At 65.3% G+C, this 26,098-nt stretch carries 27 protein-coding genes; 15 read left to right on the forward strand and 12 right to left on the reverse strand.

The genetic code is table 11. The annotated features are described in order from the left end of the window. Positions 1-18: 18 nt before the first annotated feature. The 3 genes from AWB95_RS06205 to AWB95_RS06210 all read right to left on the reverse strand — a co-directional run bounded on the left by AWB95_RS06205 (position 19) and on the right by AWB95_RS06210 (position 2,328). A complete protein-coding gene (locus tag AWB95_RS06205) occupies positions 19-753 on the reverse strand; it encodes an ANL family adenylate-forming protein (RefSeq protein ID WP_428838830.1) in 735 nt (244 codons plus the stop codon). Positions 754-799: 46 nt separating this feature from the next. Beyond that, on the reverse strand, positions 800-1,075 hold the full coding sequence (locus tag AWB95_RS24080) for a hypothetical protein (protein ID WP_428838831.1): 276 nt from the start codon (positions 1,073-1,075) through the stop codon (positions 800-802). An 80-nt stretch (positions 1,076-1,155) separates the two neighbouring features. Then, positions 1,156-2,328 (reverse strand): acyl-CoA dehydrogenase family protein, encoded by a 1,173-nt coding sequence (locus tag AWB95_RS06210; protein ID WP_062539848.1) that lies wholly within the window; start codon positions 2,326-2,328, stop codon positions 1,156-1,158. Between the two features lie 92 nt (positions 2,329-2,420). On the opposite strand from AWB95_RS06210, the gene fabG reads away from it, so the two are divergent. From fabG to AWB95_RS06235, 5 genes are read left to right on the forward strand one after another with little or no spacing between them, the layout of a single operon-like run. After that, the gene (fabG, locus tag AWB95_RS06215; RefSeq protein ID WP_062539810.1) at positions 2,421-3,161 is read left to right on the forward strand and encodes a 3-oxoacyl-ACP reductase FabG; all 741 of its coding nucleotides are present in this window, start codon (positions 2,421-2,423) and stop codon (positions 3,159-3,161) included. 2 nt (positions 3,162-3,163) lie between these two features. After that, positions 3,164-4,381, forward strand: coding sequence for an acetyl-CoA C-acetyltransferase (locus AWB95_RS06220; protein ID WP_062539809.1), 1,218 nt, complete (start codon positions 3,164-3,166; stop codon positions 4,379-4,381). After that, positions 4,378-5,586, forward strand: coding sequence for a CoA transferase (locus tag AWB95_RS06225; RefSeq protein WP_062539808.1), 1,209 nt, complete (start codon positions 4,378-4,380; stop codon positions 5,584-5,586). The genes AWB95_RS06220 and AWB95_RS06225 overlap by 4 nt, the downstream gene beginning before the upstream one ends. Continuing rightward, positions 5,583-6,776, forward strand: coding sequence for an acyl-CoA dehydrogenase family protein (locus AWB95_RS06230; RefSeq protein WP_062539807.1), 1,194 nt, complete (start codon positions 5,583-5,585; stop codon positions 6,774-6,776). Before AWB95_RS06225 ends, AWB95_RS06230 begins: the two co-directional genes overlap by 4 nt. Continuing rightward, positions 6,773-7,462, forward strand: coding sequence for a GntR family transcriptional regulator (locus AWB95_RS06235; protein WP_062539806.1), 690 nt, complete (start codon positions 6,773-6,775; stop codon positions 7,460-7,462). Before AWB95_RS06230 ends, AWB95_RS06235 begins: the two co-directional genes overlap by 4 nt. A gap of 5 nt (positions 7,463-7,467) precedes the next feature. Here the strand turns inward: AWB95_RS06235 and AWB95_RS06240 are convergent, their stop codons facing one another. From AWB95_RS06240 to AWB95_RS06270, 7 genes are all read right to left on the reverse strand, one after another. Beyond that, positions 7,468-7,749 carry a type II toxin-antitoxin system VapC family toxin gene (locus tag AWB95_RS06240; RefSeq protein ID WP_232315662.1) on the reverse strand — a complete coding sequence of 94 codons (282 nt, stop codon included), beginning with the start codon at positions 7,747-7,749 and terminating at the stop codon, positions 7,468-7,470. Positions 7,750-7,938: 189 nt separating this feature from the next. Continuing rightward, on the reverse strand, positions 7,939-9,450 hold the full coding sequence (locus tag AWB95_RS06245) for a class I adenylate-forming enzyme family protein (protein ID WP_062539805.1): 1,512 nt from the start codon (positions 9,448-9,450) through the stop codon (positions 7,939-7,941). Further along, a complete protein-coding gene (locus AWB95_RS06250) occupies positions 9,443-11,002 on the reverse strand; it encodes a class I adenylate-forming enzyme family protein (protein WP_062539804.1) in 1,560 nt (519 codons plus the stop codon). The genes AWB95_RS06245 and AWB95_RS06250 overlap by 8 nt, the downstream gene beginning before the upstream one ends. Next, the gene (locus AWB95_RS06255; protein ID WP_062539803.1) at positions 10,992-12,413 is read right to left on the reverse strand and encodes a class I adenylate-forming enzyme family protein; all 1,422 of its coding nucleotides are present in this window, start codon (positions 12,411-12,413) and stop codon (positions 10,992-10,994) included. Before AWB95_RS06255 ends, AWB95_RS06250 begins: the two co-directional genes overlap by 11 nt. After that, entirely contained in the window at positions 12,413-13,192 is a 780-nt protein-coding gene (locus AWB95_RS06260) for an enoyl-CoA hydratase/isomerase family protein (protein ID WP_062539846.1), read from the reverse strand. Before AWB95_RS06260 ends, AWB95_RS06255 begins: the two co-directional genes overlap by 1 nt. After that, positions 13,189-13,992: an enoyl-CoA hydratase/isomerase family protein gene (locus AWB95_RS06265; protein WP_062539845.1), complete on the reverse strand. Its 804-nt coding sequence runs from the start codon at positions 13,990-13,992 to the stop codon at positions 13,189-13,191. Before AWB95_RS06265 ends, AWB95_RS06260 begins: the two co-directional genes overlap by 4 nt. A 13-nt stretch (positions 13,993-14,005) precedes the next feature. Then, on the reverse strand, positions 14,006-14,824 hold the full coding sequence (locus AWB95_RS06270) for an enoyl-CoA hydratase/isomerase family protein (protein ID WP_062539802.1): 819 nt from the start codon (positions 14,822-14,824) through the stop codon (positions 14,006-14,008). 122 nt (positions 14,825-14,946) lie between these two features. Between AWB95_RS06270 and AWB95_RS06275 the strand changes: the two genes are divergently transcribed. The 3 genes from AWB95_RS06275 to AWB95_RS06285 are packed head-to-tail and all read left to right on the forward strand — an operon-like array spanning position 14,947 to position 17,274. Further along, the gene (locus tag AWB95_RS06275) at positions 14,947-15,612 is read left to right on the forward strand and encodes a hotdog family protein (RefSeq protein WP_062539801.1); all 666 of its coding nucleotides are present in this window, start codon (positions 14,947-14,949) and stop codon (positions 15,610-15,612) included. A 1-nt stretch (position 15,613) separates the two neighbouring features. Next, the gene (locus AWB95_RS06280) at positions 15,614-16,399 is read left to right on the forward strand and encodes a FadR/GntR family transcriptional regulator (protein WP_062539800.1); all 786 of its coding nucleotides are present in this window, start codon (positions 15,614-15,616) and stop codon (positions 16,397-16,399) included. Next, the gene (locus tag AWB95_RS06285) at positions 16,396-17,274 is read left to right on the forward strand and encodes an enoyl-CoA hydratase/isomerase family protein (protein ID WP_062539799.1); all 879 of its coding nucleotides are present in this window, start codon (positions 16,396-16,398) and stop codon (positions 17,272-17,274) included. The genes AWB95_RS06280 and AWB95_RS06285 overlap by 4 nt, the downstream gene beginning before the upstream one ends. 76 nt (positions 17,275-17,350) lie before the next feature. On the opposite strand, the gene AWB95_RS06290 is transcribed toward AWB95_RS06285, so the two are convergent. After that, positions 17,351-18,127 (reverse strand): TetR/AcrR family transcriptional regulator, encoded by a 777-nt coding sequence (locus AWB95_RS06290; RefSeq protein WP_062539798.1) that lies wholly within the window; start codon positions 18,125-18,127, stop codon positions 17,351-17,353. A gap of 129 nt (positions 18,128-18,256) precedes the next feature. Between AWB95_RS06290 and AWB95_RS06295 the strand changes: the two genes are divergently transcribed. Both AWB95_RS06295 and AWB95_RS06300 read left to right on the forward strand, forming a co-directional pair. Further along, positions 18,257-19,054 carry an SDR family NAD(P)-dependent oxidoreductase gene (locus AWB95_RS06295; protein ID WP_062539797.1) on the forward strand — a complete coding sequence of 266 codons (798 nt, stop codon included), beginning with the start codon at positions 18,257-18,259 and terminating at the stop codon, positions 19,052-19,054. Between the two features lie 10 nt (positions 19,055-19,064). Then, entirely contained in the window at positions 19,065-20,072 is a 1,008-nt protein-coding gene (locus tag AWB95_RS06300) for a dihydrodipicolinate synthase family protein (RefSeq protein WP_062539844.1), read from the forward strand. Positions 20,073-20,078: 6 nt separating this feature from the next. Here AWB95_RS06300 and AWB95_RS06305 read toward each other — a convergent pair whose 3' ends face one another. Then, positions 20,079-20,399 carry a hypothetical protein gene (locus tag AWB95_RS06305; RefSeq protein WP_062539796.1) on the reverse strand — a complete coding sequence of 107 codons (321 nt, stop codon included), beginning with the start codon at positions 20,397-20,399 and terminating at the stop codon, positions 20,079-20,081. A 179-nt stretch (positions 20,400-20,578) separates the two neighbouring features. On the opposite strand from AWB95_RS06305, the gene AWB95_RS06310 reads away from it, so the two are divergent. The 5 genes from AWB95_RS06310 to AWB95_RS06330 are packed head-to-tail and all read left to right on the forward strand — an operon-like array spanning position 20,579 to position 26,098. Beyond that, the gene (locus AWB95_RS06310) at positions 20,579-21,409 is read left to right on the forward strand and encodes an enoyl-CoA hydratase (protein WP_062539795.1); all 831 of its coding nucleotides are present in this window, start codon (positions 20,579-20,581) and stop codon (positions 21,407-21,409) included. Continuing rightward, positions 21,406-22,608 carry an amidohydrolase family protein gene (locus tag AWB95_RS06315; protein ID WP_062539794.1) on the forward strand — a complete coding sequence of 401 codons (1,203 nt, stop codon included), beginning with the start codon at positions 21,406-21,408 and terminating at the stop codon, positions 22,606-22,608. Before AWB95_RS06310 ends, AWB95_RS06315 begins: the two co-directional genes overlap by 4 nt. A gap of 3 nt (positions 22,609-22,611) precedes the next feature. After that, positions 22,612-24,231, forward strand: coding sequence for an acyl-CoA synthetase (locus AWB95_RS06320; protein ID WP_062539793.1), 1,620 nt, complete (start codon positions 22,612-22,614; stop codon positions 24,229-24,231). Then, positions 24,228-25,061, forward strand: coding sequence for an amidohydrolase family protein (locus AWB95_RS06325; protein WP_062539792.1), 834 nt, complete (start codon positions 24,228-24,230; stop codon positions 25,059-25,061). The genes AWB95_RS06320 and AWB95_RS06325 overlap by 4 nt, the downstream gene beginning before the upstream one ends. 2 nt (positions 25,062-25,063) lie before the next feature. Then, positions 25,064-26,098, forward strand: coding sequence for an acyl-CoA dehydrogenase family protein (locus tag AWB95_RS06330; RefSeq protein WP_062539791.1), 1,035 nt, complete (start codon positions 25,064-25,066; stop codon positions 26,096-26,098).

Raw genomic sequence — 26,098 nt, forward strand, 5'->3', positions numbered from 1 at the left:
CACTCGAGCCCCGCACCGCTACATCGCTTGATACAACGCCGCCACCTCGCCCGGCCTGACCTTCATCGCCGCGTTACGCGGTAATTCGTCGACGACGGCGATTGCGACCGGAACGTGGTGGCTGGGCAGGGACTCGCGCACCCAATCCTTGAGCTCGGTTTCCGACGGCGGCGAGACGCCCTGCTGCACTTCGACTGCGGCGAACGGTACTTCGCCGACACGGGCATCGGGCACACCGACGACGCAGGCATCCCGAACCGCATGATGCGAGACGAGCACGGCGCGCACCGTCTCCGGAAGGATCTTGAATCCGCCGCGGTTGATGGCTTCGTCGGCGCGGCCGTGCAGTGTGACGAACCCGTCGGCGTCCATCGACGCCACGTCGGTGGTCCGGATCCATTCCGGTCCGATCACCGCGACCCGGGCCTCCAGCAGCCCTGCCTCGCCGGGTCTCACCTCGGCACGAGATTCGGGGTCGACGATGCGCACCTCGACACCAGGCAGCGGACGTCCGACGCTGTCGCGTTTGGCCTTCCCGTATCGGCGGTAGAGCTCCGGGGTCCAGGCACACACCGAGCCGGCGAATTCCGTTGCGCCATATGCCCACAGCAACGGAATTCCGTAACGCTGCTCGAACGCGTCGCGCAGGGCCGGTTCCAGCGGTCCCGAGCCGCCCGGCAGATACTCCAGTGAGGCAAGGTCTTCGGCGGCAACGTCGGCGTCGAGCAGCATGCGCACGATGGCCGGCTGCACGCCGGCTCGTCTCACTCGATAGGTCTTGACCGCCCGCACCCACTCCTCAAGACGGTGTGGTGCAGAACACCACCGGTCGCCGGGCGGCGATAAAACCCAGCACCGCCGCCGCATGCGACAGCCGGTTTCGGACCACCATGCCGACCGGCTCGGCCGGGGACACGCCGGCGCTGGTCAAAGCATCGGTAATCTGCTCGATGTAGTCGGTGATCTCGTTGCCCGAGTACCACTTTCGCTCGAACTCGATGAACGGCTGATCACGGTAGCCGACCAACCGCGCCGCCAGTGTGTCGGCGAAATCTGCACCGGTGTCTGGAGACATTGGCGCTGATTAGTATTGCGTGGAGCCTTGGCCCCGCGCGGCTCCGGTGATGAACGCCACCTTGGCCTCGAGACGACCGGTCATACTCGTTGTCCTTTCGAGGCCGCCTTCACCAGATTCGACCCGACGATCAGGCGCTGAATCTCGCTGGTTCCCTCGTAGAGTCGCAACAGCCGAACGTCGCGGTAGATCCGCTCCACCGGCACCTCCCGCATGTAGCCGCTGCCCCCGTGAATCTGCACAGCGAGATCCGCTACCTTGCCGGCCATTTCGGTGCAATACAGCTTCGCGACCGACGGCGCGATCCGGCGGTCCTGTTCGGTGATCCACAGTCGGGCGGCGTCACGAACCAGCGCGCGCCCGGCCATCACGCCGGTCTGCTGGTCGGCCAGCATCGCCTGCACCAACTGAAAATTGCCGATCGGCGTGCCTCCCTGCGTCGCGGTGGCCGCATACGTCACCGACTCGTCGAGTGCCCGCTGCGCCGTACCCACTGCGAGCGCGGCGATATGGATCCGGCCGCGCGCCAACGACGTCATCGCCGCCCCGTAACCGAGGTCTTCGCTGCCGCCGACCAGCGCGGCTGCGGGCACGCGGACCTCGGTGAGACTGACGTCGGCCGTCCACGCGCCTTCCTGGCCCATCTTGGCGTCCTTGGCGCCGACCTGAACCCCGGGTGTGTCCGCGGGAACCAGGAATACCGCGATGCCCGGGCCTTGATCATCGGCCGGGCGGGTGCGGGCGAACACCACGAACAGATCGGCAACCGGCGCGTTGGTGATGAAGCGCTTCTCACCGGAGATCACCCAATCGCCGTTGTCGCGAACGGCTTTGGTGCGCAGTCCGGCCGGGTTGGATCCGGCGCCGGCCTCCGTCAACGCGAACGAGGCGACGACGTCGCCGGAGGACATTGCCGCCAGCCAGCGTGACTTCTGCTCGTCGGTGCCGAACCCGACCAAGACCTGACCGGCGATGCCGTTGTTGGTGCCGAACATCGAGCGCAACGCCAGCGACGTGTAGCCCAGCTCCATCGCTAGCTCGACATCCTGGGCGAGGTTCAAGCCGAGACCACCCCATTCCTGCGGGATGGCGTAGCCGAACAAGCCCATCTGCTTGGCCTGGTCGCGCAGATCGTCGGGCACCCGGTCGTTGGCCAGGATTTCCTGCTCGCGTGGGACGACGGCGGTGCGGACGAACTCGCGGGTCTGCGCGAGGATCTGCGCGAAATCGTCGTCGTCGACGGCAGTGGCCATGGATAGCGCTCCTTCCGGGCCGTTGTCCGCGGCGATCATATATGAAATAGGATGTCTGAGATTATGGAGGTCGACAGGAGGACGGTGATCAGGTGTCGTTGCTGACCGGTCAGACGGCGGTCGTCACAGGCGGCGCGCAGGGATTGGGGTTCGCCATAGCCGAACGGTTTATCGCCGAGGGAGCGCGGGTGGTGCTCGGCGACGTGAATCTCGAGGCGACCGAAGCCGCGGCGAAGCGCCTCGGCGGTGACGACGTGGCGCTGGCGGTGCGCTGCGACGTCACCGTGGCGAGTGACGTTGACGCGTTGGTTGCCACCGCCGTCGAGCGGTTCGGCGGCTTGGACATCATGGTGAACAACGCCGGGATCACCCGTGACGCGACGATGCGCAAGATGACCGAGGAACAGTTCGACGAAGTGATCGCGGTGCATTTGAAGGGCACCTGGAACGGCACCCGCAAGGCCGCGGCGATCATGCGGGAGAACAAGCGCGGCGCGATCGTGAACATGTCGTCGTTGTCGGGCAAGGTCGGGCTGGTCGGTCAGACCAACTACTCGGCGGCCAAGGCCGGGATCGTGGGCATGACCAAGGCGGCCGCCAAGGAGCTGGCCCACCTCGGCGTTCGGGTCAACGCCATTGCGCCCGGGTTGATCCGCTCCGCGATGACCGAGGCGATGCCGCAACGCATTTGGGATGAAAAGGTGGCCGAGGTGCCGATGGGTCGCGCCGGCGAGCCGGCCGAGGTGGCCAACGTCGCGCTGTTCCTGGCGTCGGATATGTCGTCGTACATGACCGGAACCGTGCTCGAAGTCACCGGCGGGAGGTTCATGTAGCCATGCGCCACGCCGTGATCTGCGAACCGGTGCGCACCCCGATCGGCCGCTACGGCGGAATGTTCAAGTCGCTGACCGCCGTCGACCTCGGGGTGGCCGCGCTGAAGGGGCTACTGGGCCGAACCGGCCTGCCGCCCGAATCGGTGCAGGACGTCATCCTCGGGCACTGCTATCCGAGTAGCGAGGCGCCGGCAATCGGTCGCGTGGTGGCGCTCGACGCCGGGCTGCCGGTCACGGTTCCCGGCATGCAGATCGACCGCCGCTGCGGCTCGGGTCTGCAGGCGGTCATCCAGGCTTGCCTGCAAATCGTCAGCGGCGACAGTGATCTCGTCATCGCCGGCGGCGCGGAAAGCATGAGCAACGCCGTGTTCTATTCCACCGACATGCGCTGGGGTGGGGCACGGACCGGTATCCGAGTGCACGACGGGCTGGCCCGCGGACGCACCACCGCAGGCGGCCGTCACTACCCGGTGCCGGGTGGAATGTTGGAAACGGCCGAGAACCTGCGCCGCGAGTATGGCATTTCGCGGCAGGAGCAAGACGAGCTCGCGGTGACATCGCATCAGAGGGCGGTAGCTGCGCAAAAGAACGGGATTCTTGCCGAGGAGATCATCCCGGTGACCGTGCGGACTCGCCACGGCGAGGAGCTGATCGACACCGATGAACACCCGCGCGCCGACACGTCGGTGGAATCGCTGAGCAAGCTCAAACCCGTTCTGCTGGAACAGGATCCCGACGCCACCGTGACCGCCGGCAATGCCAGCGGACAAAACGACGCTGCCTCGATGTGTGTGGTAACGACACCCGAGAGGGCCGGCGAGCTGGGCCTGACGCCGCTGGTGCGGTTGGTCTCGTGGGGCGTCGCGGCGGTACCGCCCAACGTCATGGGCATCGGCCCGGTGCCCGCCACCGATGTCGCGCTCGCGAAGGCGGGGCTCCAACTGAGCGATATCGATCTGATCGAGCTCAACGAGGCCTTCGCTGCGCAAGCACTTGCGGTGATGCGTGAGTGGGGGTTCACGGAGGCCGACCGGGAGCGGACCAACGTACACGGGTCCGGGATTTCGCTGGGGCATCCGGTCGGCGCGACGGGCGGCCGGATGCTGGCCACACTGGCGCGCGAGCTCAACCGGCGCGGGGCCCGCTACGGCCTGGAGACCATGTGCATCGGCGGCGGCCAGGGTCTGGCCGCCGTGTTCGAACGGGTTACGTCGCAATGACTATGCCGTTGACCGACCTCACCGTCGTCGAAGTGTCCAGCTTCGTGGCCGCACCGCTATGCGGAATGACGCTCAGCCAGCTGGGTGCCGAGGTGATCCGGGTCGACCCCATCGGCGGTGCCTCCGACGTGCACCGGTGGCCGCTGGCCGCAAGCGGTACGTCGATCTACTGGACGGGGCTGAACAAGGGAAAGCGTTCGGCCACAATCGATTTGCGTTCCGGCGAGGGCCAGCAGTTGGTCCAGCGGTTGATCGTCGAGGGCGACGGCGTCGTAGTCACCAACGCCGCGGGCCTGTCCTGGCTGTCGCATCAGACCCTCGCTGCGCTGCGCTCCGACGTGATCCACGTGCAGTTGCTCGGCCGCGGCGACGGGTCCACCGGCGTGGACTACACGGTCAATGCGGCGACGGGATACCCCTTGGTGACCGGCCCACCCAACCACGCCGGACCGATCAACCATGTGCTGCCGGCCTGGGACGTGTGCTGCGGGCTGTACGCTGCCCTGGCGGTGACAGCCGCCGTACGCCGTCGCGACCAAACCGGCGCGGGCGCGCAGATCAGCATTGCGCTCGAAGACGTCGCACTGGCCACCGCCGGCAATCTGGGCCTGCTGACCGAACCTCAAGTCAACGGCACGCAACGGCAGCGGTTGGGCAACGCGATCTACGGCCAGTATGGTCAGGATTTCACCAGCCGCGACGGCGTCGCTTTCATGGTCGTCACACTGACCGGGCGGCACTTTCGCGATCTCGTCGAGGTCACCGAAACCGGTGCAGCGGTGTCGGCGATCGCCGAAGCCCTGGGTGCCGACTTCACCGCCGAGGGGGAGCGCTATCGGTACCGAGATGTGTTGAGCGGGTTGTTCGCAACCTGGTTCGCCGACCACACCGCGGCGGAGATCACCGATGCTCTGTCGGCGACCACCGTGCTCTTCGAGCGCTACCGCACGTTCGCCGAGGTCGCCGAAGACGAGAAGGTGACGGCGAATCCGCTGTTTTCCCGTGTGCACCAAGACGGGCTCGGAGACTATCTCGTACCCGGCATGCCAGCTGCTTTCGACGGCACCCATCCGGCGAGCAAGCCCGCACCCACACTGGGTCACGACACCGCTGACGTGCTGACCGAGCGACTGGGGTTGAGTGCCGCCGACATCGAGCGGCTGACAAGCGCGAAGACGATCGCCGCTAAGAGAGGTATGCCATGACCAAGCTCGCCCAGACGGTTGGTCTCACCGAGTTGCAGACCGAGATCGTCGCGACCGTCCGGCAATTCGTGGAGAAGGAAGTCATTCCCAACGCGCCGGAACTGGAACGCACCGACAGCTATCCGCAGGCCATCGTCGACCAAATGCGGGAAATGGGCCTGTTCGGCCTGATGATCCCGGCCGAGTACGGCGGGCTGGGCGAGTCGCTGCTGACCTACGCGCTGTGCGTCGAAGAGTTGGCGCGCGGCTGGATGAGCATCTCCGGGGTGCTCAACACGCACTTCATCGTCGCCTACATGGTGCGCCAGCACGGCACCGACGCACAGAAGCAGCGGCTGCTGCCGCGGATGGCGACAGGCGAAGTGCGCGGGGCGTTTTCGATGTCCGAGCCGGAGCTGGGCTCCGACGTGGCGGCCATCCGCACAAGGGCGGAACGCAACTCCGACGGCACCTACACCATCAACGGCCAGAAGATGTGGCTGACCAACGGCGGCAGTTCGACACTGGTGGCAACGTTGGTGCGCACCGACGAAGGCGCAGACACGCCGCATCGCAACCTGACGGCGTTCCTCATCGAAAAGCCCGTCGGATTCGGCGAAGTCGCACCGGGGCTGGTGATACCCGGCAAGATCGACAAGCTGGGCTATAAGGGCATCGACACCACCGAGTTCATCTTCGACGGATATGTGGCCAGCGCCGACGACATCCTAGGCGGCGTCCCCGGGCAGGGTTTCTACCAGATGATGGACGGCATCGAGGTCGGCCGGGTCAATGTGTCGGCGCGGGCCTGTGGGGTGGCGCTGCGGGCGTTCGAACTCGGAGTGCGCTACGCGCAGCAGCGCCACACCTTCGGCAAGCCGATCGCAGAGCACCAGGCCATCGCGTTCCAAATCGCCGAGATGGCAACCAAAGTTGAGGCCGCGCACCTGATGATGGTCAACGCGGCCCGGCTGAAAGACTCCGGCGAGCGCAACGACGTCGCCGCCGGCATGGCGAAGTATATGGCCAGCGAATTCTGCTCGGAGGTCACCCAGCAGAGCTTCCGCATCCACGGCGGCTACGGGTACTCGAAGGAGTACGAGATCGAGCGGCTGATGCGCGACGCCCCCTTCCTGCTCATCGGCGAGGGAACCAGTGAGATACAGAAGCAGATCATCAGCAAGCGACTGCTGGCCGAGTACCGAGTATGAGCGTTCCGGAATTCGCCGCGCGGCCACAGCTGTCCGAAGACGTTGCGCGCTATGTGCGTAAGCGGATTTTCGACGGCACCTACACGGCGGGGGAGTACGTGCGGCTCGACCAGTTGGCCGCGGAGTTGGGCATCAGCGTCACGCCGGTGCGTGAGGCACTGTTCGAACTGCGCGCCGAGGGGCTACTGGCGCAACAGCCCCGGCGCGGTTTTGTGGTCCTGCCGGTGACGGGACGTGATCTCGCTGATGTCGCCAACGTCCAGGCACACGTCGGCGGTGAACTCGCCGCACGTGCAGCGGTCAACATCGACGAGGTTCAGCTGCGCGAGCTCAAGGAAATCCAGGCGCAGCTGGAAGACGCCTACGCCGGCGGCGACGACGAGCTCACCGTGCGTCTCAATCACGACTTCCACCGCGCCATCAACGTGGCCGCCGACTCGCCGAAACTCGCCCAACTGATGTCCCAGATCACCCGCTACGCACCGGAATCGGTGTTTCCGACCATCCCCGGCTGGCCGGATCAGTCGATCAAAGACCACCGCCGGGTGCTGGCGGCGTTGGCGAAACATGACGCAGAGTTGGCCCGCAAAGCCATGTCCGAGCACCTCGCCGCTGGTGCGGCGCCCTTGATTGAGCACCTCGTCGCGCACGGGGTAGTCGATGAAACCAATAGCCCGAACTCATGAGCTCCCTATGGCGTCGCCTCCTGGTTGGTGTCGTAGGTTGCCATGCCGACCTCCAACCATGCGTTCAGCAGCTGTTGGTCTCCCGACGCGGCGACGACATCCTCGTCATCGAGTTGCTCCGCCGATGCGCAGTGCACAGCGTCGTAGCCGCGCAGCGAAAGCCGGTGCGCCAGTTCAACCGCCCGAGTCACGAGCTGCTCGTCCACCTCGACGACATCCATCTCTGACCACATCTGGTCCAGACGTCGGCGCGCTCGAACGTGCGTGCCCTGACTAAGACGTCTCATCCTTCGCGCTTGCGCCAGCGCGGCCGTGCCTTCCACGTAAAGCAGCCTCGACGTATATGCCGCCGGCTACCCCGACGACCAAGACCTTTACCTACCGTCGTCGTCTTCGACCGCTGTTGTCACTCGTTGACCCCGTACAGCGATGTTGGTCAATGATCGATTGAGCGCCGCGCTGTTCGACCACCTCGATTAGGACTTCTCGCTCAACAACTCGCGCAGTCGCCGAGCGTCGACCTTGCCGGTGGCACCCCGCGGAACCGCGTCATCCGAATCCACCAAGAGCCACACCGTCGGCACCTTGAAGGAACTCAGCAGTGCCCGCGCCGATGCGCGGAGCTGTTCGACGGTCACGACGGCAGTGTCACACACGACCACCGCGCCAACCCGGTTGCCTTGTGCGCCAGGCACGTTCGTGACAAATGCATTGTCGACAGCGTCGATTTCCCGCAATGCCCGTTCGACCTCGCCGGGATAGACAGTGGCCCCGCTGACTTTGAACATGTCGTCGGACCTGCCGTGGTAGAACAGAAACCCGTCGTCGTCGAGTCGGCCGAGATCGCCGGTGGGGTAGAAGCCGTCGATTGTGAAAACATCTTCCCGGCTGCGTCGACAGATGCCGCGCAGCGTATGCGGCCCCCGGATCTGGATCATCCCTACGCTTCCCGTCGCAACGGGGCGTCCGGTGTCGGGGTCGGTGATCCGGACCTCCATCCCGGCGAACGGCATTCCGCAACTGCCCCAGGCGGATCGGGGCATATCGGTGTCGGCGGGGTAACCGCAGTAGGGCCCGAACGCCTCCGTCATGCCGAACAGCGTCGCCCGCGCCCCGGGCTCCGATCGTTGCTCGGGCGGCAGCAACGCCTCGAGGCTACCCGGCCGCAGCGCCGACAAATCAGCCGTACTGGCATGGCGCGCCAGTGCCTCGGCCTGATCGGGCCAGCCACGAAACAGCGTGACCCGTTCACGCTCCAGCAGCCGCAACGTGGTTTCCGGCCGCGGGATTTCCTCGGTCACCAGCGTGGCGCCACCCAGCAGCGCGGAGAGGACACCGCCGCCGAATCCGCCGACCCAGAAGAACGGCATCGGCAGATACAGTCGGGTATCCGCGTCGATGCAGCGGCTGGCCAGACCGGATTTCACGGCGCCCAGCGCGCTGCCATGCGAATGCACGACTCCCTTCGGCGGCCCGCTGCTGCCGGACGTGAACATGATGACCATCGGGTCGCTGGGTGTCACCGTCTCGGTCAGTGCGTCGAAGATCCGGGCGGCACGTTCGGTGGGGCGCATCGTTGCCACCTGGTCGGCGGTCCACACTTGTCGCAGCGCAGGAAGCTGGTCGCGCTGCAGGTCGTCGAGATAGCGGTGTCCGCGGAATTCTTCAACGCTGACCAGAAACTGCACCGACGCGACCCGCAGCTGGTCCGTCAACTCCCGTGATTGCAAGAGGGTGCTCAACGGCACCAGTACCGCGCCGATGCGGGTCAGCGCGATCGCGATCTGCACCCAGCGCGTACCGTTGGGCATGATCAGACCGACTCGACTCCCTTTCACAACGCCGGCCTCGACGAACGTCGCGGCCAAATCGCGTGTGCTCGTGTCGAGTTCGCCGTAGTTCAGTCGGTCGACCGGCTCGATCACCATCGGTTTGGCGCCGTGCTCAGCGGCGCGGGCCCGTACCACCCGGTCGATGGTGTCAGGCATCGAACACCTTCTGTAGCCGGCGCAGGTCGACCTTGCCGCTGGACAGCAGCGGAATGTCGGCCGGCTGCAGCACCGCAAAGCGTTTGGGAATCTTGTATGCCGACAGTTCGGCCCTCAGCTGATCACGAAGTGCCGCTTCGTCGAACGGCGTGCCGTTCTCCACGGCCAGCACCGCCGCAACCACCTGTCCGCGTTCGGGATCGGGGATGCCCAGCACATGCGCGACGGCGCCGCCGGTGACTTTGGTGATCGCCTTCTCCACCTCTGCCGGTGACACGTTGGCACCCGCCGTCTTGATCATCGAGCCGCGGCGGCGGATGAAATATACGAACCCATCCCGGTCGACGGCCACCAGGTCACCGGTGTGGAACCAGCCGTCGGCGTCGAAAGACTCCTCGCGGCTGCGTTTGTAGTACCGCTGCATCAGATAGGGCCCGCGGAGGCACAATTCGCCGAGTTCGCCGTCTTGGACCGGCCTGCCGGTCGACGGTTCGATGACCTTGATGTCGAAGCCGGGCGCGGGCTTACCGAACGACCCGCGCCGGTGTTCGGGCTGGTCGGTTTCGTCGCCGCTTAGCAGCACGACGCTGCCGGCCTCGGTGAGGCCGAGCATGTTGTGCCGCAGCTCGGGGTCGGCCGGCCGCACCTCGGGCGCCATGATCGGATACAGGTTGCCGCGCCGCATCGACGACAGGTCGCGATCCGCGAAACTCGGGTGCCGCGCCAGGTGGGCGACCCCGGCGACGAAACCGTTGGTGATCGTGGGCTTCTCAGCCTCCAACAGGTCGAGCGTTGCGGCGGCGTCGGTGGCGTTGGAGCACACCAAGGTGCATCCGGCGACCAGCGTGGCGAGCACCGCGAACCCGAGGCCGCCAATCCAAAAGAACGGCGAATTGCAGAACAGCTTGTCATCGGCGGTCAATCCGCGAATCTCGTTGAGATTCTTCTGGTGGCCAAGGAGTGGGGCATGGGTATGCAGGACCCCTTTGGGTGCGCTGGTGGTGCCCGACGTGTAAATGATTGACAGCGAGTCTGATCCGTCGACGTCGTCCTCCATTGCCGTCACCAGCCGATCGTCGGCAGACCGGCACACCCGGTCGATATCGAATATCGCATGACGCAGCTGCGGCACCCGGGTGCTGAACAACCGGTCGGCAGAGTCGAGTTCAACGTCGCAGAGCACTTCCGCCAGCCGTCGCCGGTAGTCGTGCGAGCGGTAAGACGGAGCCGCCAGGAGGATCTCGACATCGCTGTCCACCAACTGCTCGCGTAACTCCGGCGCGGTGACGAACGTGGAGAACGGGACGACGACGGCACCGATCCGCGCCGCCGCCAGCATCGCCACGACGAAGGCAACGCCGTTGGGGTACAACAGGCCCACGTGGGTGCCCTTGCCGGCGCCGAGAGCGACGAGACCACGGGCCAGCACCGCCGAGCGCCGCTCGGCCTCGCCGTAGCTGATGCGCTCCGAGTCGCAGACCAGCAGCGGATGATTCGCGCGTGCACTCGCCTGCCGCCGAAGGACATGCCCTACGGTCGAGTCAGCCGGCATGAGCCGACTCGTTGAAGTAGGCCCGCACCGCAGTCAGGTCCGGCTTGCCCGACGGCGTCCGGGGAATCTCGTCGACGATCGCGATGTCGGTGGGAATCTCGTAACGCGCCAACCGCGTCCGAAGGTGGTCCGTCAAAGCGGCAACGTCCGCACTGCCTGCCTCGCGCAGCTCCACCATGGCGACCGGCGTCTCCCCAAGACGGTTGTCGCGCCGGCCGACCACAGCGGCGCCGGCCACTGCCGGGTGATTCTCCAAAGCGCGCCGCACGTCGTCGGGCATCACCTTGAAGCCCCCACGGATGATCGCCTGGTCGGCCCGTCCGACGATCCACAGAAAGCCGTCGGCATCGATGCGTGCGATGTCGGTGGTGCGCATCCAATCCGCCGACTGTCCCAGCTGTCCGGGCTTGACCTCGAGCAGCCCGACTTCGTCGGGGCCGAGCGGTGTGCCGTCGTCGCCGACCACCCGCAACTGCGCGCCGAGGCTGGCGCGTCCCACGCTGCCGCGTTTGGCTGTCCAGTACTTCCGGTAGTCGGCCAACGTCCAGCCGGCGACACCGCCGCCGAATTCCGTTGCCGCATAGGAGGTCAACACCGGAATGCCGAATTTGTCATAAAAGGCATCCGCGTCATCCGCGGAGAGCGGCGCAGTCCCCGACGTCACGGCGCGGATGCTCTGCAGGTCCTCGCGTGTCAAGTCGGAGTGCAGCACCATGCGCAGCGCCGCCGGTACCAGCGACACTGCCCGCGGCTTGTGTCTGCGCACCGCGTCGGCCCACCGCTCGAGCTGGAATCGCTCCAGCAGCACGAACGGCCTTGCCTCCGCGACACATTGTAGGACCCGGAACACGCCGCCGATGTGTACCAGCGGCGAGTTGACGATCGCCACGCCGCGGCGCAGCTCCGTGGGCGCCGGTGACCGGTTGCTGTCTGGGCCCATCACGCTGTGCGCCAGCATGTCGTAGGTGAGGTCAATTCGTTTGGGGGGTCCGGTTGTTCCGCTGGTCAACATCCGCACCGCAACCCCGGGCCGCTCGGCGGCTCCACCGCCGCCGGAGCTGACCACCGCCAGCTCGCCGATCGCATTCGCCGGACGGGAAAGGTCATTGGGCTCGCCGATTATCAGCGGGAGACCGAGCTCTTCGATGTCGGCTTTGGTGCGGTCGTCGCCGCGCGACGGGTTGATCGTGACGACGGTCGCGCCGCTCAGCAGCGCACCCAGCAGTGCGGCCACATGAGCCGGCTTGTTGCGCAACAGGATGCCGATCTGTCCGGTTCCGGCGAGGGTCCGGATCTTGGCGGTCGCATCGTCGAGCTGACCCCACGACAACCATTGGCCCTCATACTCGATCGCCGGTGCGTCGGGCTGCAGAGCGAGGACGTCGGCGATGCGCTGACTGAGCGGATGCATCAGCGGATCCTCGGCTGCGCCGCGGCGCGCCGATGCGCGGCGAGTTCGGCGGTGCCGATCGGATTGCCCAGCCGGGTGTAGATGAGGTTCTGCTCCATGGCCGCCCGATAGGGCTTGTCGAGCGATTCCCAGATCGCCTTCACGGTGCCTTGAGTTGCGGACGGCGGTTTGGCAGCGATCGTTGCGGCGATCTCGTGCGCGCGGGCCCAGAGCCGCTCGGGGGAGACCACCTCGGAGACCAATCCGATCTGCAGCGCGGTGTCCGCGCCGATGCGTTCGTCGTTGCCCATCAACGCTATTCGCAGGGTTTCGCCCAGGCCGACGCGGCGCATCAAGCCGATGGGCTCCAGCGCGCAGACCAATCCCGCCGAGACGTGGGAGTCGAAAAACGTGGCGTCCGTGGAGCAGATCACCACGTCGGACTCGTTGACGAAGTAGAACGCGCCGGCGGTGCACATGCCCTGCACGGCGCACACGACTGGTTTCCACATCTTCTGCCACTTAGGGCTGAGCGGTTCGCCGGGATCCTCGTGGTTCCAGATGTTTTCCGGCTGGCCGTATGGCACCTTGATATCAAGGCCGGCGCTGAATGCGCGGTCGCCGGCCGCGCGCAGCACCACGGCATGGACCGTGTCGTCGAACTTGACGGTGCGCCACGCCTCGGCCATCTCCTCGCACATTGTGCGGTTGAATGCATTGAGTTGTTCGGGCCGGTTGAGCGTGATCGTGGCGACCCGGTCGTCGTGATCCAACTCAAGCAGGATGGTTTCGAAGTTCATCGGCACTGCCATTCCGGTGCCCGCTTTTCGGCGAAGGCTTTGGGACCTTCCAGTGAATCCTCGGTGTGCAGATTGCGTTCGCGGAAGGATTCGGCAAGCATCTCGGCTTCGTGCAGCGGCAGGTCCAGGCCCTTCAGGATCGCCAGGCGGGTGCCGCGCACGGCAAGCGGCGCGTTGGAGTTGACAATGTCGGCGATCTCATGGGCGCGCTCCAATAGCCGTTCGTGTTCCACGATTTCGCTGATCATCCCGAGTTCGTATGCCCGCTGTGCGCTCATCCGCTCATGTTTGCCCATCAGCGCCATCCGCAGCGCGATCGAGCGCGGCAACACCCGGGCCACCCGGACCACTTCACGCCCGGCCACCAGCCCGATGCTGACGTGCGGGTCGAAGAATGTCGCCTTGTCGGAGGCGATGACGATGTCACCGGTGGTGACCCAGTCGAGTCCGGCGCCGCAACAGATTCCGTTGATGGCAGCCAGCACCGGCTTGGCCATCGTCCGAAACGGCGGCGTGCCCTCCTGCGGCGCCTCCCACTGTTCGTAGGTCGACAGATACGGCCGTTCGTTGATCACCTTGCCATCGCCGGGGATGGCCTTGACGTCTGCGCCGGTGCAGAATGCGCGGCCGGTGCCGGTCACGATGAGAAGCCAGATGTTGTCGTCGTTTTCGGCTTCGTGGTAGGCGGCGCGCAACTCGGTGATCATGTGCGGGCTGAGCGCGTTGAGGGCATCGGGACGATTCAAGGTGATCGTCGCTTTGTGCCCGTCGACCTCATACTTGATTGTGTCGAACGACATGGTCTTCCCTTCGTCAGCGCCCACGGAATTCGGGCGCTCGGCGTTCCCGAAATGCAGCCAGGCCTTCTTTGAAATCGCCGGTGCGGCAAGACAGCTCGAGGTTGAAAAGTTCCTGCGTCATCGACTGGCTCAGCGTCGCGTGCTGGCCGTAATGGATGGCCTGCTTGGCCAGCCCGATCGCCACGGTGGGCCCGGATGCCAGCCGGCCCACCAACTCTTCGGCCGTTTCGTCGAGGTCTGCCGGGCTGACAGCGCGATAAATCAAGCCCCAATCGGCGGCCTCCGATGCGCCGACTTGCTCGCCGAGCAACAGCATCTGTTTGGCTCGGGTCAGCCCGATCAGCCGCGGCAGCAGCCAGCTAGAGCCCGAATCCAGGCTGAAACCGCGGGCCAGAAACGGTTCCCAGAACAGCGCATCCGACGCGGCCACCGTGAAGTCGGCGGCCAACGCCAGATTGCAGCCCAGGCCAACCGCCCATCCCCGCACGGCGCATACCACCGGCAGCTGGATGCTGTGGAGGAGTTCGATGACCCGGTGGGCGGCATGCGGGATACGACGGACCAGATCGCCGGTGCGCGGTCGTTGGCTGGCTTCGTTGGTGGCGACCCAATCAGCCCCTGCGCAGAAGTGGTCGCCCACGCCGCGAATGAGGATGGCGCGCAACGAGTCATCGGTAGCCGCCTCGGTCAGCGTCTCGACGAATGCGTCGATCATCGGATGACTCAGCGCGTTGCGCCGGGACGGCCGGTCAAGCGTGAGCCGCAAGATCGGGCCGTCCCGACGCACCGTGAGCGAGCCGTCGTCGGCCGTGGGATGGAGCTCCTGACTCACCGTTGAATCCGCCCTTCCACGCCGCTACGGTTAGCCCTACAGTAGGCAATACAATTTCTGCATTGTATAACTTAGCAAGGAAAGCCGGTCGGCGAAACAGCCGCGTCGGGAAAGAGGACAGCATGGCGCAGACCAGCGGCCCCGCGGGCGCCCGGTTCGGCGAACAGCCGCTGGCCCAGACCATGGCTGCCGCGGGCGCCATCCGGCGGCTCAGCTCGCTGCTGCTGGCGCTCGAACATCCGCATCCCGCCGTGGACGCGATGCTCGCCCGGTGCGCCGAGTGGGAACGGGAGCTTGCCGCGGCGGTGCCGCCTGACAGCACACCCCGGATCGGTGACGACGGCGGCAGCCGGCGGGTGTATCTCGATCACGCCACCGACATCGGCGCATTCAACCCGTGCTTTCCGGAATACCGCTTCGATCACCTCGACGGCCAGACCGCGGCGGGGCGGGTCACCTTCCCACTTGTGTACGAAGGCCCGCCGGGTTTGGTGCACGGCGGGTTTCTGGGTGTCTTCTTCGACTGTGTCATCCAGCACCAGAACTGCGTGATAGGGCTGTCCGGCAAGACGCGGTCGCTCAACGTCACCTTCCGCCGGCCGACACCCATACTCACCGAACTACGTTTCGACATCACCCGCTCTGAGGTCGAACGAGGCATCACGTCGACGGCCCGGCTGTCCCTCGACGAGGAGGTGCTGTGCGCCGGCGAGGTCAACACGCTGGCGATGCCGCCGGACAAGTTGACCGGATACCGTTTCGGCAAGCGACGAGCCGAGAAGGCCTGACATGGCACGCATTCGCCAACCCCGCGTCGCCGAAATCGTGGCATCGCGATTGCGTGACGACATCCTGTCGGGGCGCCTGAAAGAAGGCGACATGCTGCCGTCCCAGGAGAGCATGTTCGGCCAATTCGGGGTGAGCCCGCCGGCGCTGCGTGAGGCGATCCACATTTTGGAGGCCGACGGCCTGATCTCGGTGCGCCGCGGCAATGTCGGTGGGGCGGTCGTGCACCAGCCGACGGCCGAACGGACCGCGCAGATGATCAGCATGGTGTTGCAGGCGCGGGCCGCGACGCCGGCCGACGTCAGCGAGGCACTGCTGCATTTGGAACCGATCTGCGCGGGTATGTGTGCGGCCCGCGACGACCGCATGTCCGAAGTGGTGCCCTATCTGCAGGCCGAAATGAACGCGCAGATAGAGCAATTCGACGACGCCGCCCAATATGTTCCCAACGCCCGGCGATTCCATGAGGCGCTGGTCTCCCGATGCGGTAACGAACCGATGATCCTGCTGATCGGTTCCCTGGAGCTGATCTGGTCTGCGCACGAGTCATCGGTGTGGAGCGACCACGGCAATCCCGCGCCCATGGCGCAAGAAACCAGGCGCGCGGCGTTACGTGATCATCAGCGTCTGCTCGACGCGATCCGCGACGGCAACGCCGCGCGAGCGGTCCGGCTGGCGCAGGATCACCTGGCCGCTGCGCGCCGCAACACACTTGCCTTCGGTACCGACAAAACCATTGAGGCCAAGCGGATGTCGAATGGCGTGTGCAGAAAGGAGTCGCTCAGATGACAGCGGCAGATGATCGTGTCCTGTTCGACGTCGATACAGAAAAGCGAATCGCCACGATCACGCTGAACAATCCCCGGCAGCGCAACTCCTACGACGCGTCGATGCGCGACGCCCTCGCGCGCTACCTCGATCGGGTTGCCGACGACGACGACCTCACCGTGGTACTGCTGCGAGGTGCCGATGGGGTTTTCAGCACCGGCGCCGACATGAACAACGCCTACGGCTGGTACGGTGAGCGCGGCAAGCCGGACGCCAAGAACCGTCCCAGTCAACGCCGCCGGTTGGCGGTGGATCGCAAATCGTTCGGCTTCTATCACAACCTGATGGGTTTTCCGAAGGTCACCGTCGGTGAGATCAGCGGCTATGCGCTCGGCGGGGGCTTCGAGATGGCGCTGATGACCGACATTTCGGTGATTGCGCGCGATACGAAAATCGGCATGCCGGCCACCCGCTTTCTGGGCCCGGCGCTGGGCAGCCTGCATATGTTCTTCCACCGGTTGGGGCCGGTGCTGGCGCGGCGGCTGCTGTTGACTGGCGACATCATCGAGGCCAGCGCCGTCGAGCATCTTGGAATCTTTACCGAAACTTGTGATCCCGGCATGGTCACCAAGCGGGCCCGGTATTGGGCGGAGAAGGCGGCGAAAATGCCCGCTGATGGTGTGGTTATCGCCAAGGAGGCGTTCCGGCTCGTCGAACAGAGTCAGGCGTACCAAGGGGAGGAGGTAGCCAGCTATCTGTTCCACGCATTCGGAACGAACTTGCAATTCGCGCCCGGGGAGTTCAACTTCGTCAAGACGCGCGCGCAGCACGGCACCAAAGAAGCATTCCGGTTACGCGACGAGCACTTCGACGTCCCGGAGCCCGACGCGCCGTAGACGCCGAGCGCCGAACGTGTAATCAGGGCGAGAAAATGGCCGAAATTTCACCCTCAGTGCACGTTGGGTGCGTGCGTCAGCGTGCCGACTTAGTTCGTCTCGGCTTAACTGGTTTGCGTTGGCGGGCAGCCGGTTTCGATCTCTGTTCGATCAGCCGGCTGGCGTGGTCGAGGATGCACTCCAGCCCGTATTCGAAGTTGTTGTCGTCGGGAGCCCCGATGTGGTAGCCCTTTGCCGTCATCTTGGCCAGCAGTGGCGTAGTTTCGGCGTCGATGACCATGGCATCTTCGATGGTCCGCCCGCCGTTCTCGGTCGCCTGATTCTTCTGGTGCAGCCGATGCAGAACCACCGATCCGCGGACATGGACCGACACCGCGGAGTAGGTGTCGAAAGCCTCTTCCGGGGACAAACCCGCGTCGACCAGACCCGCGATCGCCTTCTCGATTTCCTGAACTCCCAGTCTCGCCGCTTTGGGGCTCAGTGCGGATCGAATCAGAATCAGGTCGCACAGGATCGGGTTACCGAGGAATGTCTTGCGCATGGAGCGGGCGTGATTGCGCAACGTTTCGCGCCAGTCGCTGGCCTCGACGTACGGCGTGGCGAACACGTACTTGCTCAGCGCGCGATCGGTCATCGCGTTGAGCAGGTCGTCCTTCTTGCGGAAGTACCAGTAGATGCTGGTGACGCCCACACCGAGGTGCTTGCCCAGCAGTGGCATGCTCAGGTTGTCGATCGACACCTGCTCGGCGAGTTCGAACGCACCGCTGATGATGTCGTCGGGGTTGATGGATCCGCGTTCGCGTCGCTGACGCTTTTCGGCGGTCGCTTGCTTGGCCACGAGGGGCACCTCCATCGACTTCAATGCTGTGCGGGCCGGTGAATCGAATCTACCGGCAGTTTGCTCACCGAACTGCGCCGTTGCAGCCGTGTCGCCGCTACCATCAACTACTGTAATACCTATCGTAGGGGTTTTGATAACGACATGGATCTAGGATTGGCGAACGCCGCCGCGGCTGTCGTCGGTGGCGGACGCGGCATGGGTCTGGCCACGGCGCGCTGTCTGGCCGACGACGGCGCCCGGGTAGCGATTATCGCGCGCTCTCGAAACGATCTCGACCGCGCGGCGGCGGACTTGGCCAGTCGCGGTAGTCCCGACGCGTTCGGGCTAGTGGCCGATATCACCGACGCCGGCGAGGTCGACAACGCGTTCGCCGAGTTGGGTGAACGGTGGGACGGCGAACTCAACATCCTCATCAACGCGGTCGGTCCGACGGTTCGGGGCGACTTCGAATCGCTCACCGACGATCAATGGCGCCAAGCGGTCGACGAGGGCGCGATGGGAATGGTGCATTGCGTCCGCTCGGCGCTTCCCCTGCTGCGCAAGGCGCCGTGGGCACGGATCGTCAACTTCTCCGCACATTCGACGCAGCGGCAAAGCGTCGTGCTGCCCGCCTACACGGCCGCCAAGGCGATGCTGACGAGCATTTCCAAAAACCTGTCGTTGCTGCTCGCCAAGGACGAGATCCTGGTCAACGTGGTGTCACCGGGCAGCATCGCATCCGAGTCGCTGGTCGGCTGGGCCAAGTCGGTCGGCGTCGACGGCGACAACCCGTATCGGTTGATGGACGCGATTGCCAAGCACTTCGGGCATCCGGCGCATCTGCCTCGCGCCGGGCTGCCCGACGAAATCGGGCCCGTCGTCGCCTTTTTGGCGTCGCAGCGCAACTCCTACATGACCGGAGCGAACATCAACGTCGACGGCGGCTCGGACTTCACGTAAGGAGCGGATGGTGGCGACGGCTTCTGAGGCACGCGGGTGGGCGCGTATTGCTTTGCGGGGTATCGGCGACTCGTTGTACACGCCGTTTTGTGGGGCCGACGGCGACGACATCGACTGGGACGCGTATCGGACGCTGGTGCGTTACTGCGTCGGCGACCTAGGTCACCCAATGTTGTGGTGTACCAGCGGTATCGCCGAGTTCTGGTCGTTGACGCTCGACGAACGTAAGCGGTTGCTGGAGGTGGCGATTGAGGAGGGCCGCGCCGCCAACCCCGACGTCGTCATACAGGCGTGCACGGCGGCCATGTCGGCCAAGGACTGCCTGGATTTGACGTTGCATGCCCAGCGGGCCGGCGCCGACATCGCCTACATCCAGACACCGATGATGGAGGCGCACGGCGGCGAGGGCGTGCTGCGCTTCTTCAAATACATTGGCAGCCATACGGATATCGCGCTAGGAATGTTCAATTCGCCGTCGTCGGGCTATGTGCTGACCCCGGCCGAAAGCGCGCGCATCTTCGACGACGTTCCCGCCGTCTGCGCCACCAAGGAGGGCGCCTTCCGCCCGGCCGCCAGCCGTATGCTGCACGAACTCGCGCCGGGGCTGGTGCTCTGGGAATGCGACAAGACGGTCTACCGGGCCGGATGGCTGCGTGACGGGATCGTCTGCCCGGCGCAGCTGGGCACCGCCGGATACCTGTTCGAGACGCCTGAGCGGCGGCTGCTCTCCGAATATTGGGACTTGATCGTCAACGACAAACTCGTCGAGGCGATGGACTACGCCCGCGATTCGGGTCTGGACCAGTTCGACATGGACCTCGGATCGTGGTTCACCTGCTACCCGGGACGGCCCGACTACTTCACCCACTGGGGTGGTGCGTTTAAGTACGCCGCATCGCTGCTGGGCCTGCCGATCGGGGACTATCCGCATTCCCGGCCGCCGCAAGCCAAGCTGCCGCGGGAAGCCAAGGTTCAGATCGAAAACGCCTATCGCCGACTCGGATTGGCCGGGGAGTAAGCCGACTCAATCCTGATCGGCGATCAGCCGTTCGCGAATCTCGACGATGTGTTGCTGGCCGGCGGCCGCAACGTCGAGCTTGCCGTGGATCTCACCGACATGCCCCCGCAGGACGGTGATGTCTTCGCGTACGGCATTGAAGCTGGCGGTGGTGGCTCGACGGAAGTCACGCAGTTCGTCACGAAATTCGGTGACATCGCGGTCGGCCGCGCCGGCAAGGACACGTGCCGCCGCGGCGTCTTGTTCGCTTGCTCGAACCCGCTCGCTGAGCTGGTGCACCTGCGACTCCAACTTGGTCACGCGGGCTTCCAGGCTGTCGGGCGACATGGTCGTGAGCTTACCGAGTTCCAGTCGCGCTGCCAGTCACTCTGCCACCGCCATCAAATCTGACTTCTGACCAGCGACTGGCGACGCAGCGGGAGGCAAGCGCAACTTGCGGGATCCCGCTATCGAAAGGTATACAGTATGAGTAATCAGATTGATCGGACAGCCGCCAGGAGCGTCATGTGAGCACCGCCGACGATGTCGTCACAGACGCGGTGCTGTACGAAAAGACACCAACCGGTGTCGCCGTCCTGACTCTCAACCGCCCGGACCGCCTGAACACCTGGGGCGGCGACATTGCCACGGCGTTCTACGCCGGCCTGGACCGCGCCGAGGCCGACCCGGAAATCCGGGTGATCGTGGTGACCGGTCGCGGCAAGGCGTTCTGCGCCGGCGCCAACCTGGGGTCGACGGCAACGGTGGGCGAGTCGCTGGGGAACGGCGAGCAGCGTGATCTGTCGGAGTTGGTGGGAGACCGGCAACCGTACTTCCTGACCACGCTGAGTAAGCCGGTGATTGCCGCCGTCAACGGCTCCTGCGTCGGTATCGGGCTCACCCAGGCGCTGATGTGCGACGTCCGATTCGCCGCTGCCGGAGCCAAATTCGCCGCGTCGTTCGCACGGCGTGGGCTGATCGCCGAGTACGGCATTTCGTGGATACTGCCGCGGCTGGCCGGCTGGGCGGCTGCCCTCGACCTGTTGTTGAGCGGCCGGACGTTCCTGGCGGAGGAGGCGGCCGAGTTGGGCCTGGTCAAGCAAGTCGTCGCCCCGGAGAACCTGATGCGGCGCACCATGGACTACGCCGAGGACGTCGCCCGCAACTGCTCGCCGGCATCGATGGCCGTCATCAAGCGCCAGGCCTACGGTGATGCCATGCGCGACGTCGTCGAGGCCAGCGCCCGGGCCGAAACCCTTCTGCAGGAATCGCTGCAGCGTCCGGATGTCATCGAAGGAATCACAAGCTTCTTGGAAAAACGGAGCCCCAATTTTCCCGGGCTGAAAGGATCATCATGACGAACTTGGGCTTTCAGGCGATCGACGTCGACAACCATTACTACGAGCCGCTGGACGCGTTCACCCGCCACCTGGACAAGAAGTTCAAGCGCCGCGGCGTGCAGATGCTCAGCGACGGCAAGCGCACCTGGGCGGTGATCGGGGACCGCGTCAACCACTTCATCCCCAACCCCACCTTCGACCCGATCATCGTGCCGGGCTGTCTGGATTTGTTGTTCCGCGGCGAAATTCCCGAAGGCGTCGACCCGGCGTCACTGATGAAGGTCGAGCGGCTGGCGGATCACCCCGAGTACCAGAACCGCGACGCACGCATCCGGGTGATGGACACCCAGGGCATCGAAACCGTGTTCATGCTGCCGACATTCGCATGCGGCGTCGAGGAGGCGCTCAAACACGACATCGACGCGACGATGGCGTCGGTGCACGCGTTCAACCTGTGGCTCGACGAGGACTGGGGTTTCGACCGGCCCGACCACCGAATCATTGCGGCGCCGATCATCTCACTCGCCGACCCCGCCAAGGCGCTCGACGAGGTCGAGTTCGTGCTGTCGCGCGGCGCCAAACTGGTGCTGGTCCGGCCGGCGCCGGTGCCCGGCGAGGTCAAACCGCGATCGCTGGGTGACCGCAGCCACGACCCGGTGTGGGCCCGGCTGGCTGAGGCGGGCGTTCCGGTGGGATTCCATTTGAGCGACAGCGGTTATCTGCACATCGCGGCGATGTGGGGCGGCAAGTCGACGTTCGAGGGGTTCGGCGAGAAGGATCCGCTGGACACCGTGCTCCTCGACGACCGCGCCATCCACGACACGATGGCCTCGATGATCGTGCACGGTGTGTTCACCCGGCATCCCAAACTGCGGGTGGTCAGCATCGAAAACGGCTCGTACTTCGTCTATCGACTGGTCAAGCGACTGAAGAAGGCGGCCAACAACTATCCGCGGCTATTCCCCGAAGACCCGGTGGAGCAGCTGAAGAACAACGTCTGGATCGCGCCCTATTACGAGGACGATTTACCGGCGCTGGCCGAGATCATCGGTGTCGACAAGATCCTGTTCGGGTCGGACTGGCCGCACGGCGAAGGCCTGGAGAACCCGGTGGCGTTCACCGAGGAACTCGCCGGCTTCAGCGAGGCCGATATCCGAAAGATCATGCGCGACAACGCATTGGATCTGCTTGGGCTCAAGGTGGGATCGGCGGCCTAAGCGGTGCCCGAGTGGACCATAGGCGCGGTTCTCGACGCAATCGCCGACGTCATTCCCGAGCGCACGATGACGGTGTGCGGCCACCGTCGCAGCACTTTCGGACAGGCCGCCGACCGAACCCGTCGGCTGGCAAACTTTCTGGCGGGCAACGGCTTCGGGGCGCATCGCGAGCGGTACAGCCTCGAGCGCTGGGAGTGCGGTCAGGATCGGGTAGCACTGGTCATGCACAACGACCTATACCCCGACATGGTGGTCGGTTGCCTGAAGGCACGCACTGTTCCGGTGAACGTCAACTACAACTACACGCCGCGTGAAGTCCTCGAACTGTTCGACTACATCCGACCGAGGGCAGTCATCTACCACCGGTCGTTGGGCACGAAGTTCGCCGAGGTGTTCGGTGATACCGACCTGTTGGTGTCCGTCGACGATGGCAGCGCGGCGCCCGAGTTGCCCGGCGCTGTCCGGCTGGATGACGCACTGGCGCAAGGGGTTACCGACCAGCCCGTGACGCCGTCGCCGGACGACGTGGTGATGATCTGCACGGGAGGCACCACGGGCCGCCCCAAGGGTGTGCTGTGGCGGCAGTCTGATATCTACGTGTCGTCGATGGTGGGCGCCGACCACGAGTCGGTCGCCGAGATCCAGGACAAGGTACGCGGGCCGGCCGGGCCTCCGTGGTTTGCGGTGTCCCCCTTGATGCATGCGGCCGGAATGTGGACGGCGTTCTCGGCGATCATGCATGGCATCCCGGTCGTGCTGTACGACACCAGCAAGCAGCTCGACCCGCGGCTGGTGTGGCAGACCGCCGAACGCGAGAAGGTCGGCATGATGACGATGGTCGGCGACGCCTACGCCGCGCCACTGGTCGAGGAACTTCAGCGGGGCAGCTACGACCTGCCGTCGCTGTCTGCGATCGGCACCGGCGGCGCCGCGACCAACCCCAAATACCAACGGGTGCTGCTGGAATCACTGCCGCAGATCACGCTGATCAACGGCTACGGGTCGTCGGAAACCGGAAACATGGGGTTCGGGCACAGTCAGCGCGGCACGCGGACCGAGACCTTCACACTTCGCGAGGGTGGGTTGATCCTGTCCGAGGACTGCACGCGGTTCCTACGGCCCGGTGACCGGGAGGTCGGCTGGGTGGCCAGGACGGGCCGGATTCCGCTCGGCTACTTCGATGATCCGGACGCCACCCGCAGGACCTTTCCGGTGGTCGACGGCCGGCGAGTGGTGATCTCCGGGGATCGGGCCCGCTTTGAGGACGACGGCACGCTGCGGTTGTTCGGCCGTGATTCGTTGGTGGTCAATACCGGCGGCGAGAAGGTGTTCGTCGAAGAGGTCGAAGAAGTTCTGCGGGCGCACCCGGCCGTCGCCGACGCATTGGTGGTGGGGCGGCCGAGCGAGCGCTGGGGCGAAGAACTCGTCGCGCTCGTCGCAGTGCGGAATGGCGCCGACCCGGAGCGTGACCCGCTGCACGCGCATTGCACGACGCAGCTGGCGCGGTTCAAGGCTCCCAAGGAGTTCATCTTCGTTGAGCAGGTTCGTCGCCTGGGCAACGGCAAACCCGATTACCGGTGGGCGAAACGTCAAGTGACAGAAAAGGCGCCGATGTCGACATGAAAGCGATCGATTGTCTGGTCAATGTGCATTTCGGCGAAAGCGAGAAGCAGCCCAGCTGGATGCTCAAGGTCCGCGACGACTACTTCAAGGGCCCGAAGTCGATGTTCGAACCGGTCGATCTGGCCGAGCTGCTCGACGAGATGGACGAACAGGGCGTGCAGAAGGCCATCCTGATGGATTCACTGGCTAATCCGTCGGTGACTGCACGCAAATTCGTTGCGGCCCAGCCGGATCGTTTCGCCTTGGCCATGGGCGGTGTCAACCTGCTGCGGCCGATCCCGTCGTTGCGGGAGTTGAGCGCCATCGTGAACGACCTGCCGGTTGCGTATGCCGCTGTGGGGCCGAGCTTTTGGGGCGACGGTCAGTACCCGCCCAGCGACGCTGTCTACTATCCGCTCTATACCAAATGCGCCGAACTCGGCCTACCGCTGTGCATCAACACCGGGATCCCCGGTCCGCCGATCCCCGGTGAAGTGCAGCATCCCATGCACCTCGACCGGGTGTGCGTGCGCTTTCCCGAACTCAAGCTGTGCATGATCCACGGCGCCGACCCCTGGTGGGACGTCGCGATCCGGCTGCTGATCAAGTACCGCAACCTGCGACTGATGACGTCGGCGTGGTCGCCCAAGCGGCTACCGGAAAGCCTGCTGCACTACATGCGCACCCGCGGCCAGAACAAGGTGATCTTCGCCTCGGACTGGCCGGTGCTGCCGATGCGCCGCGTCGTGCCCGAAGCGCGTGCACTGGATCTGCCGGCCGAGGTGCTCGACAACTATCTGTACAACAACGCCCAGGAGTTCTTCTTCGGCGACCGGGAACAGGAGCAGTGACGATGGACCGCTTCGAGGTGCGCAGGCTGGACTACAGTCTCACCGAAGATCACGAGGCCTTGCAGGCCGCATATCGGGATTTCTTCAAGACCCACTGCCCGATCGAGACCGTCCGTGCCGCAGAGGAATCCGGCTTCGACAAGAACCTGTGGGAACGGCTGTGCGCGATGGGGGCCACGACGATGGCCCTGCCGGAATCCGCCGGCGGCGATGGGGCGACGCTGGTCGACCTCACGCTGGTGGCCGAGGAAATCGGCCGGTCGCTGGCGCCGGTCCCGTGGATCGACCATGTTTGCGCCGCCCGGTTGCTCGCGCGGCTGGGAGCGGTGGATGCCGACGTCGTCAACGGCACACAGCTGGCCGCGCTGGACCCGCAAGTCGACAGTGCCGTGGGACCCAGGTTGATCCCGACCGGGTCGATCGCCGACCAGGTGATCCTGCGCGACGGCCAGGACATCGTGCGTTTGACGTTCGCCACCCGACCGGCGAAGGTCGACAACATCGGCCGGCTTCCGATGGCCTGGGTCGATCCGGCCACCGCGGACACCCGCACTGTGCTGGCCACCGGTACCGATGCGACGGCGAATTACCGTCGCGCACTTGACGAGTGGCGGCTGTTGACCGCCGCGGCGTTGGCCGGACTGGTCGAAGAGACCATGAACATCGCCGCGGAATTCTCCAAATCCCGTTACACGCTGGGCGTGCCGATCTCGACCCTGCAGGCCATTTCGCATCCGCTGGCGAACATGGCGATCACCGTGCAGGGCGGTCGCAACCTCGCGCGCCGCGCGGCGTGGTTCCTGGACAACGAACCCGACGAGCGGCCCGAGTTGGCGCCGTCGGCGTTCGTGTTCATGGCAGAGGAGGCCGCCAAAGCGGCGACGATGGCGGTGCACATCCAGGGCGGCCTGGGAGTTTCGGCCGAGGCGGCCGCGACGGCGTATCTGGTGCGAGCCAGGGGATGGCCGCTGGCCGGGGGCGACCCAGGCGCCAGCGCATGCCAGATCGCCGAAATCGTAGCGGCGCGGGAAAGCTAG

This window comes from Mycobacterium celatum, assembly GCF_002101595.1.
Classification (GTDB): domain Bacteria; phylum Actinomycetota; class Actinomycetes; order Mycobacteriales; family Mycobacteriaceae; genus Mycobacterium; species Mycobacterium celatum.

What these genes read in the sequence shown, in the direction of transcription:
- AWB95_RS24080 (WP_428838831.1), bottom strand. Translation starts at nt 1,075, where the DNA reads ATGTCTCCAGACACCGGTGCAGATTTCGCCGACACACTGGCGGCGCGG.
- AWB95_RS06210 (WP_062539848.1), bottom strand. Translation starts at nt 2,328, where the DNA reads ATGGCCACTGCCGTCGACGACGACGATTTCGCGCAGATCCTCGCGCAG.
- AWB95_RS06220 (WP_062539809.1), top strand. Translation starts at nt 3,164, where the DNA reads ATGCGCCACGCCGTGATCTGCGAACCGGTGCGCACCCCGATCGGCCGC.
- AWB95_RS06225 (WP_062539808.1), top strand. Translation starts at nt 4,378, where the DNA reads ATGACTATGCCGTTGACCGACCTCACCGTCGTCGAAGTGTCCAGCTTC.
- AWB95_RS06230 (WP_062539807.1), top strand. Translation starts at nt 5,583, where the DNA reads ATGACCAAGCTCGCCCAGACGGTTGGTCTCACCGAGTTGCAGACCGAG.
- AWB95_RS06235 (WP_062539806.1), top strand. Translation starts at nt 6,773, where the DNA reads ATGAGCGTTCCGGAATTCGCCGCGCGGCCACAGCTGTCCGAAGACGTT.
- AWB95_RS06240 (WP_232315662.1), bottom strand. Translation starts at nt 7,749, where the DNA reads ATGAGACGTCTTAGTCAGGGCACGCACGTTCGAGCGCGCCGACGTCTG.
- AWB95_RS06245 (WP_062539805.1), bottom strand. Translation starts at nt 9,450, where the DNA reads ATGCCTGACACCATCGACCGGGTGGTACGGGCCCGCGCCGCTGAGCAC.
- AWB95_RS06250 (WP_062539804.1), bottom strand. Translation starts at nt 11,002, where the DNA reads ATGCCGGCTGACTCGACCGTAGGGCATGTCCTTCGGCGGCAGGCGAGT.
- AWB95_RS06255 (WP_062539803.1), bottom strand. Translation starts at nt 12,413, where the DNA reads ATGCATCCGCTCAGTCAGCGCATCGCCGACGTCCTCGCTCTGCAGCCC.
- AWB95_RS06260 (WP_062539846.1), bottom strand. Translation starts at nt 13,192, where the DNA reads ATGAACTTCGAAACCATCCTGCTTGAGTTGGATCACGACGACCGGGTC.
- AWB95_RS06265 (WP_062539845.1), bottom strand. Translation starts at nt 13,992, where the DNA reads ATGTCGTTCGACACAATCAAGTATGAGGTCGACGGGCACAAAGCGACG.
- AWB95_RS06275 (WP_062539801.1), top strand. Translation starts at nt 14,947, where the DNA reads ATGGCGCAGACCAGCGGCCCCGCGGGCGCCCGGTTCGGCGAACAGCCG.
- AWB95_RS06280 (WP_062539800.1), top strand. Translation starts at nt 15,614, where the DNA reads ATGGCACGCATTCGCCAACCCCGCGTCGCCGAAATCGTGGCATCGCGA.
- AWB95_RS06285 (WP_062539799.1), top strand. Translation starts at nt 16,396, where the DNA reads ATGACAGCGGCAGATGATCGTGTCCTGTTCGACGTCGATACAGAAAAG.
- AWB95_RS06290 (WP_062539798.1), bottom strand. Translation starts at nt 18,127, where the DNA reads ATGGAGGTGCCCCTCGTGGCCAAGCAAGCGACCGCCGAAAAGCGTCAG.
- AWB95_RS06295 (WP_062539797.1), top strand. Translation starts at nt 18,257, where the DNA reads ATGGATCTAGGATTGGCGAACGCCGCCGCGGCTGTCGTCGGTGGCGGA.
- AWB95_RS06305 (WP_062539796.1), bottom strand. Translation starts at nt 20,399, where the DNA reads ATGTCGCCCGACAGCCTGGAAGCCCGCGTGACCAAGTTGGAGTCGCAG.
- AWB95_RS06315 (WP_062539794.1), top strand. Translation starts at nt 21,406, where the DNA reads ATGACGAACTTGGGCTTTCAGGCGATCGACGTCGACAACCATTACTAC.
- AWB95_RS06325 (WP_062539792.1), top strand. Translation starts at nt 24,228, where the DNA reads ATGAAAGCGATCGATTGTCTGGTCAATGTGCATTTCGGCGAAAGCGAG.
- AWB95_RS06330 (WP_062539791.1), top strand. Translation starts at nt 25,064, where the DNA reads ATGGACCGCTTCGAGGTGCGCAGGCTGGACTACAGTCTCACCGAAGAT.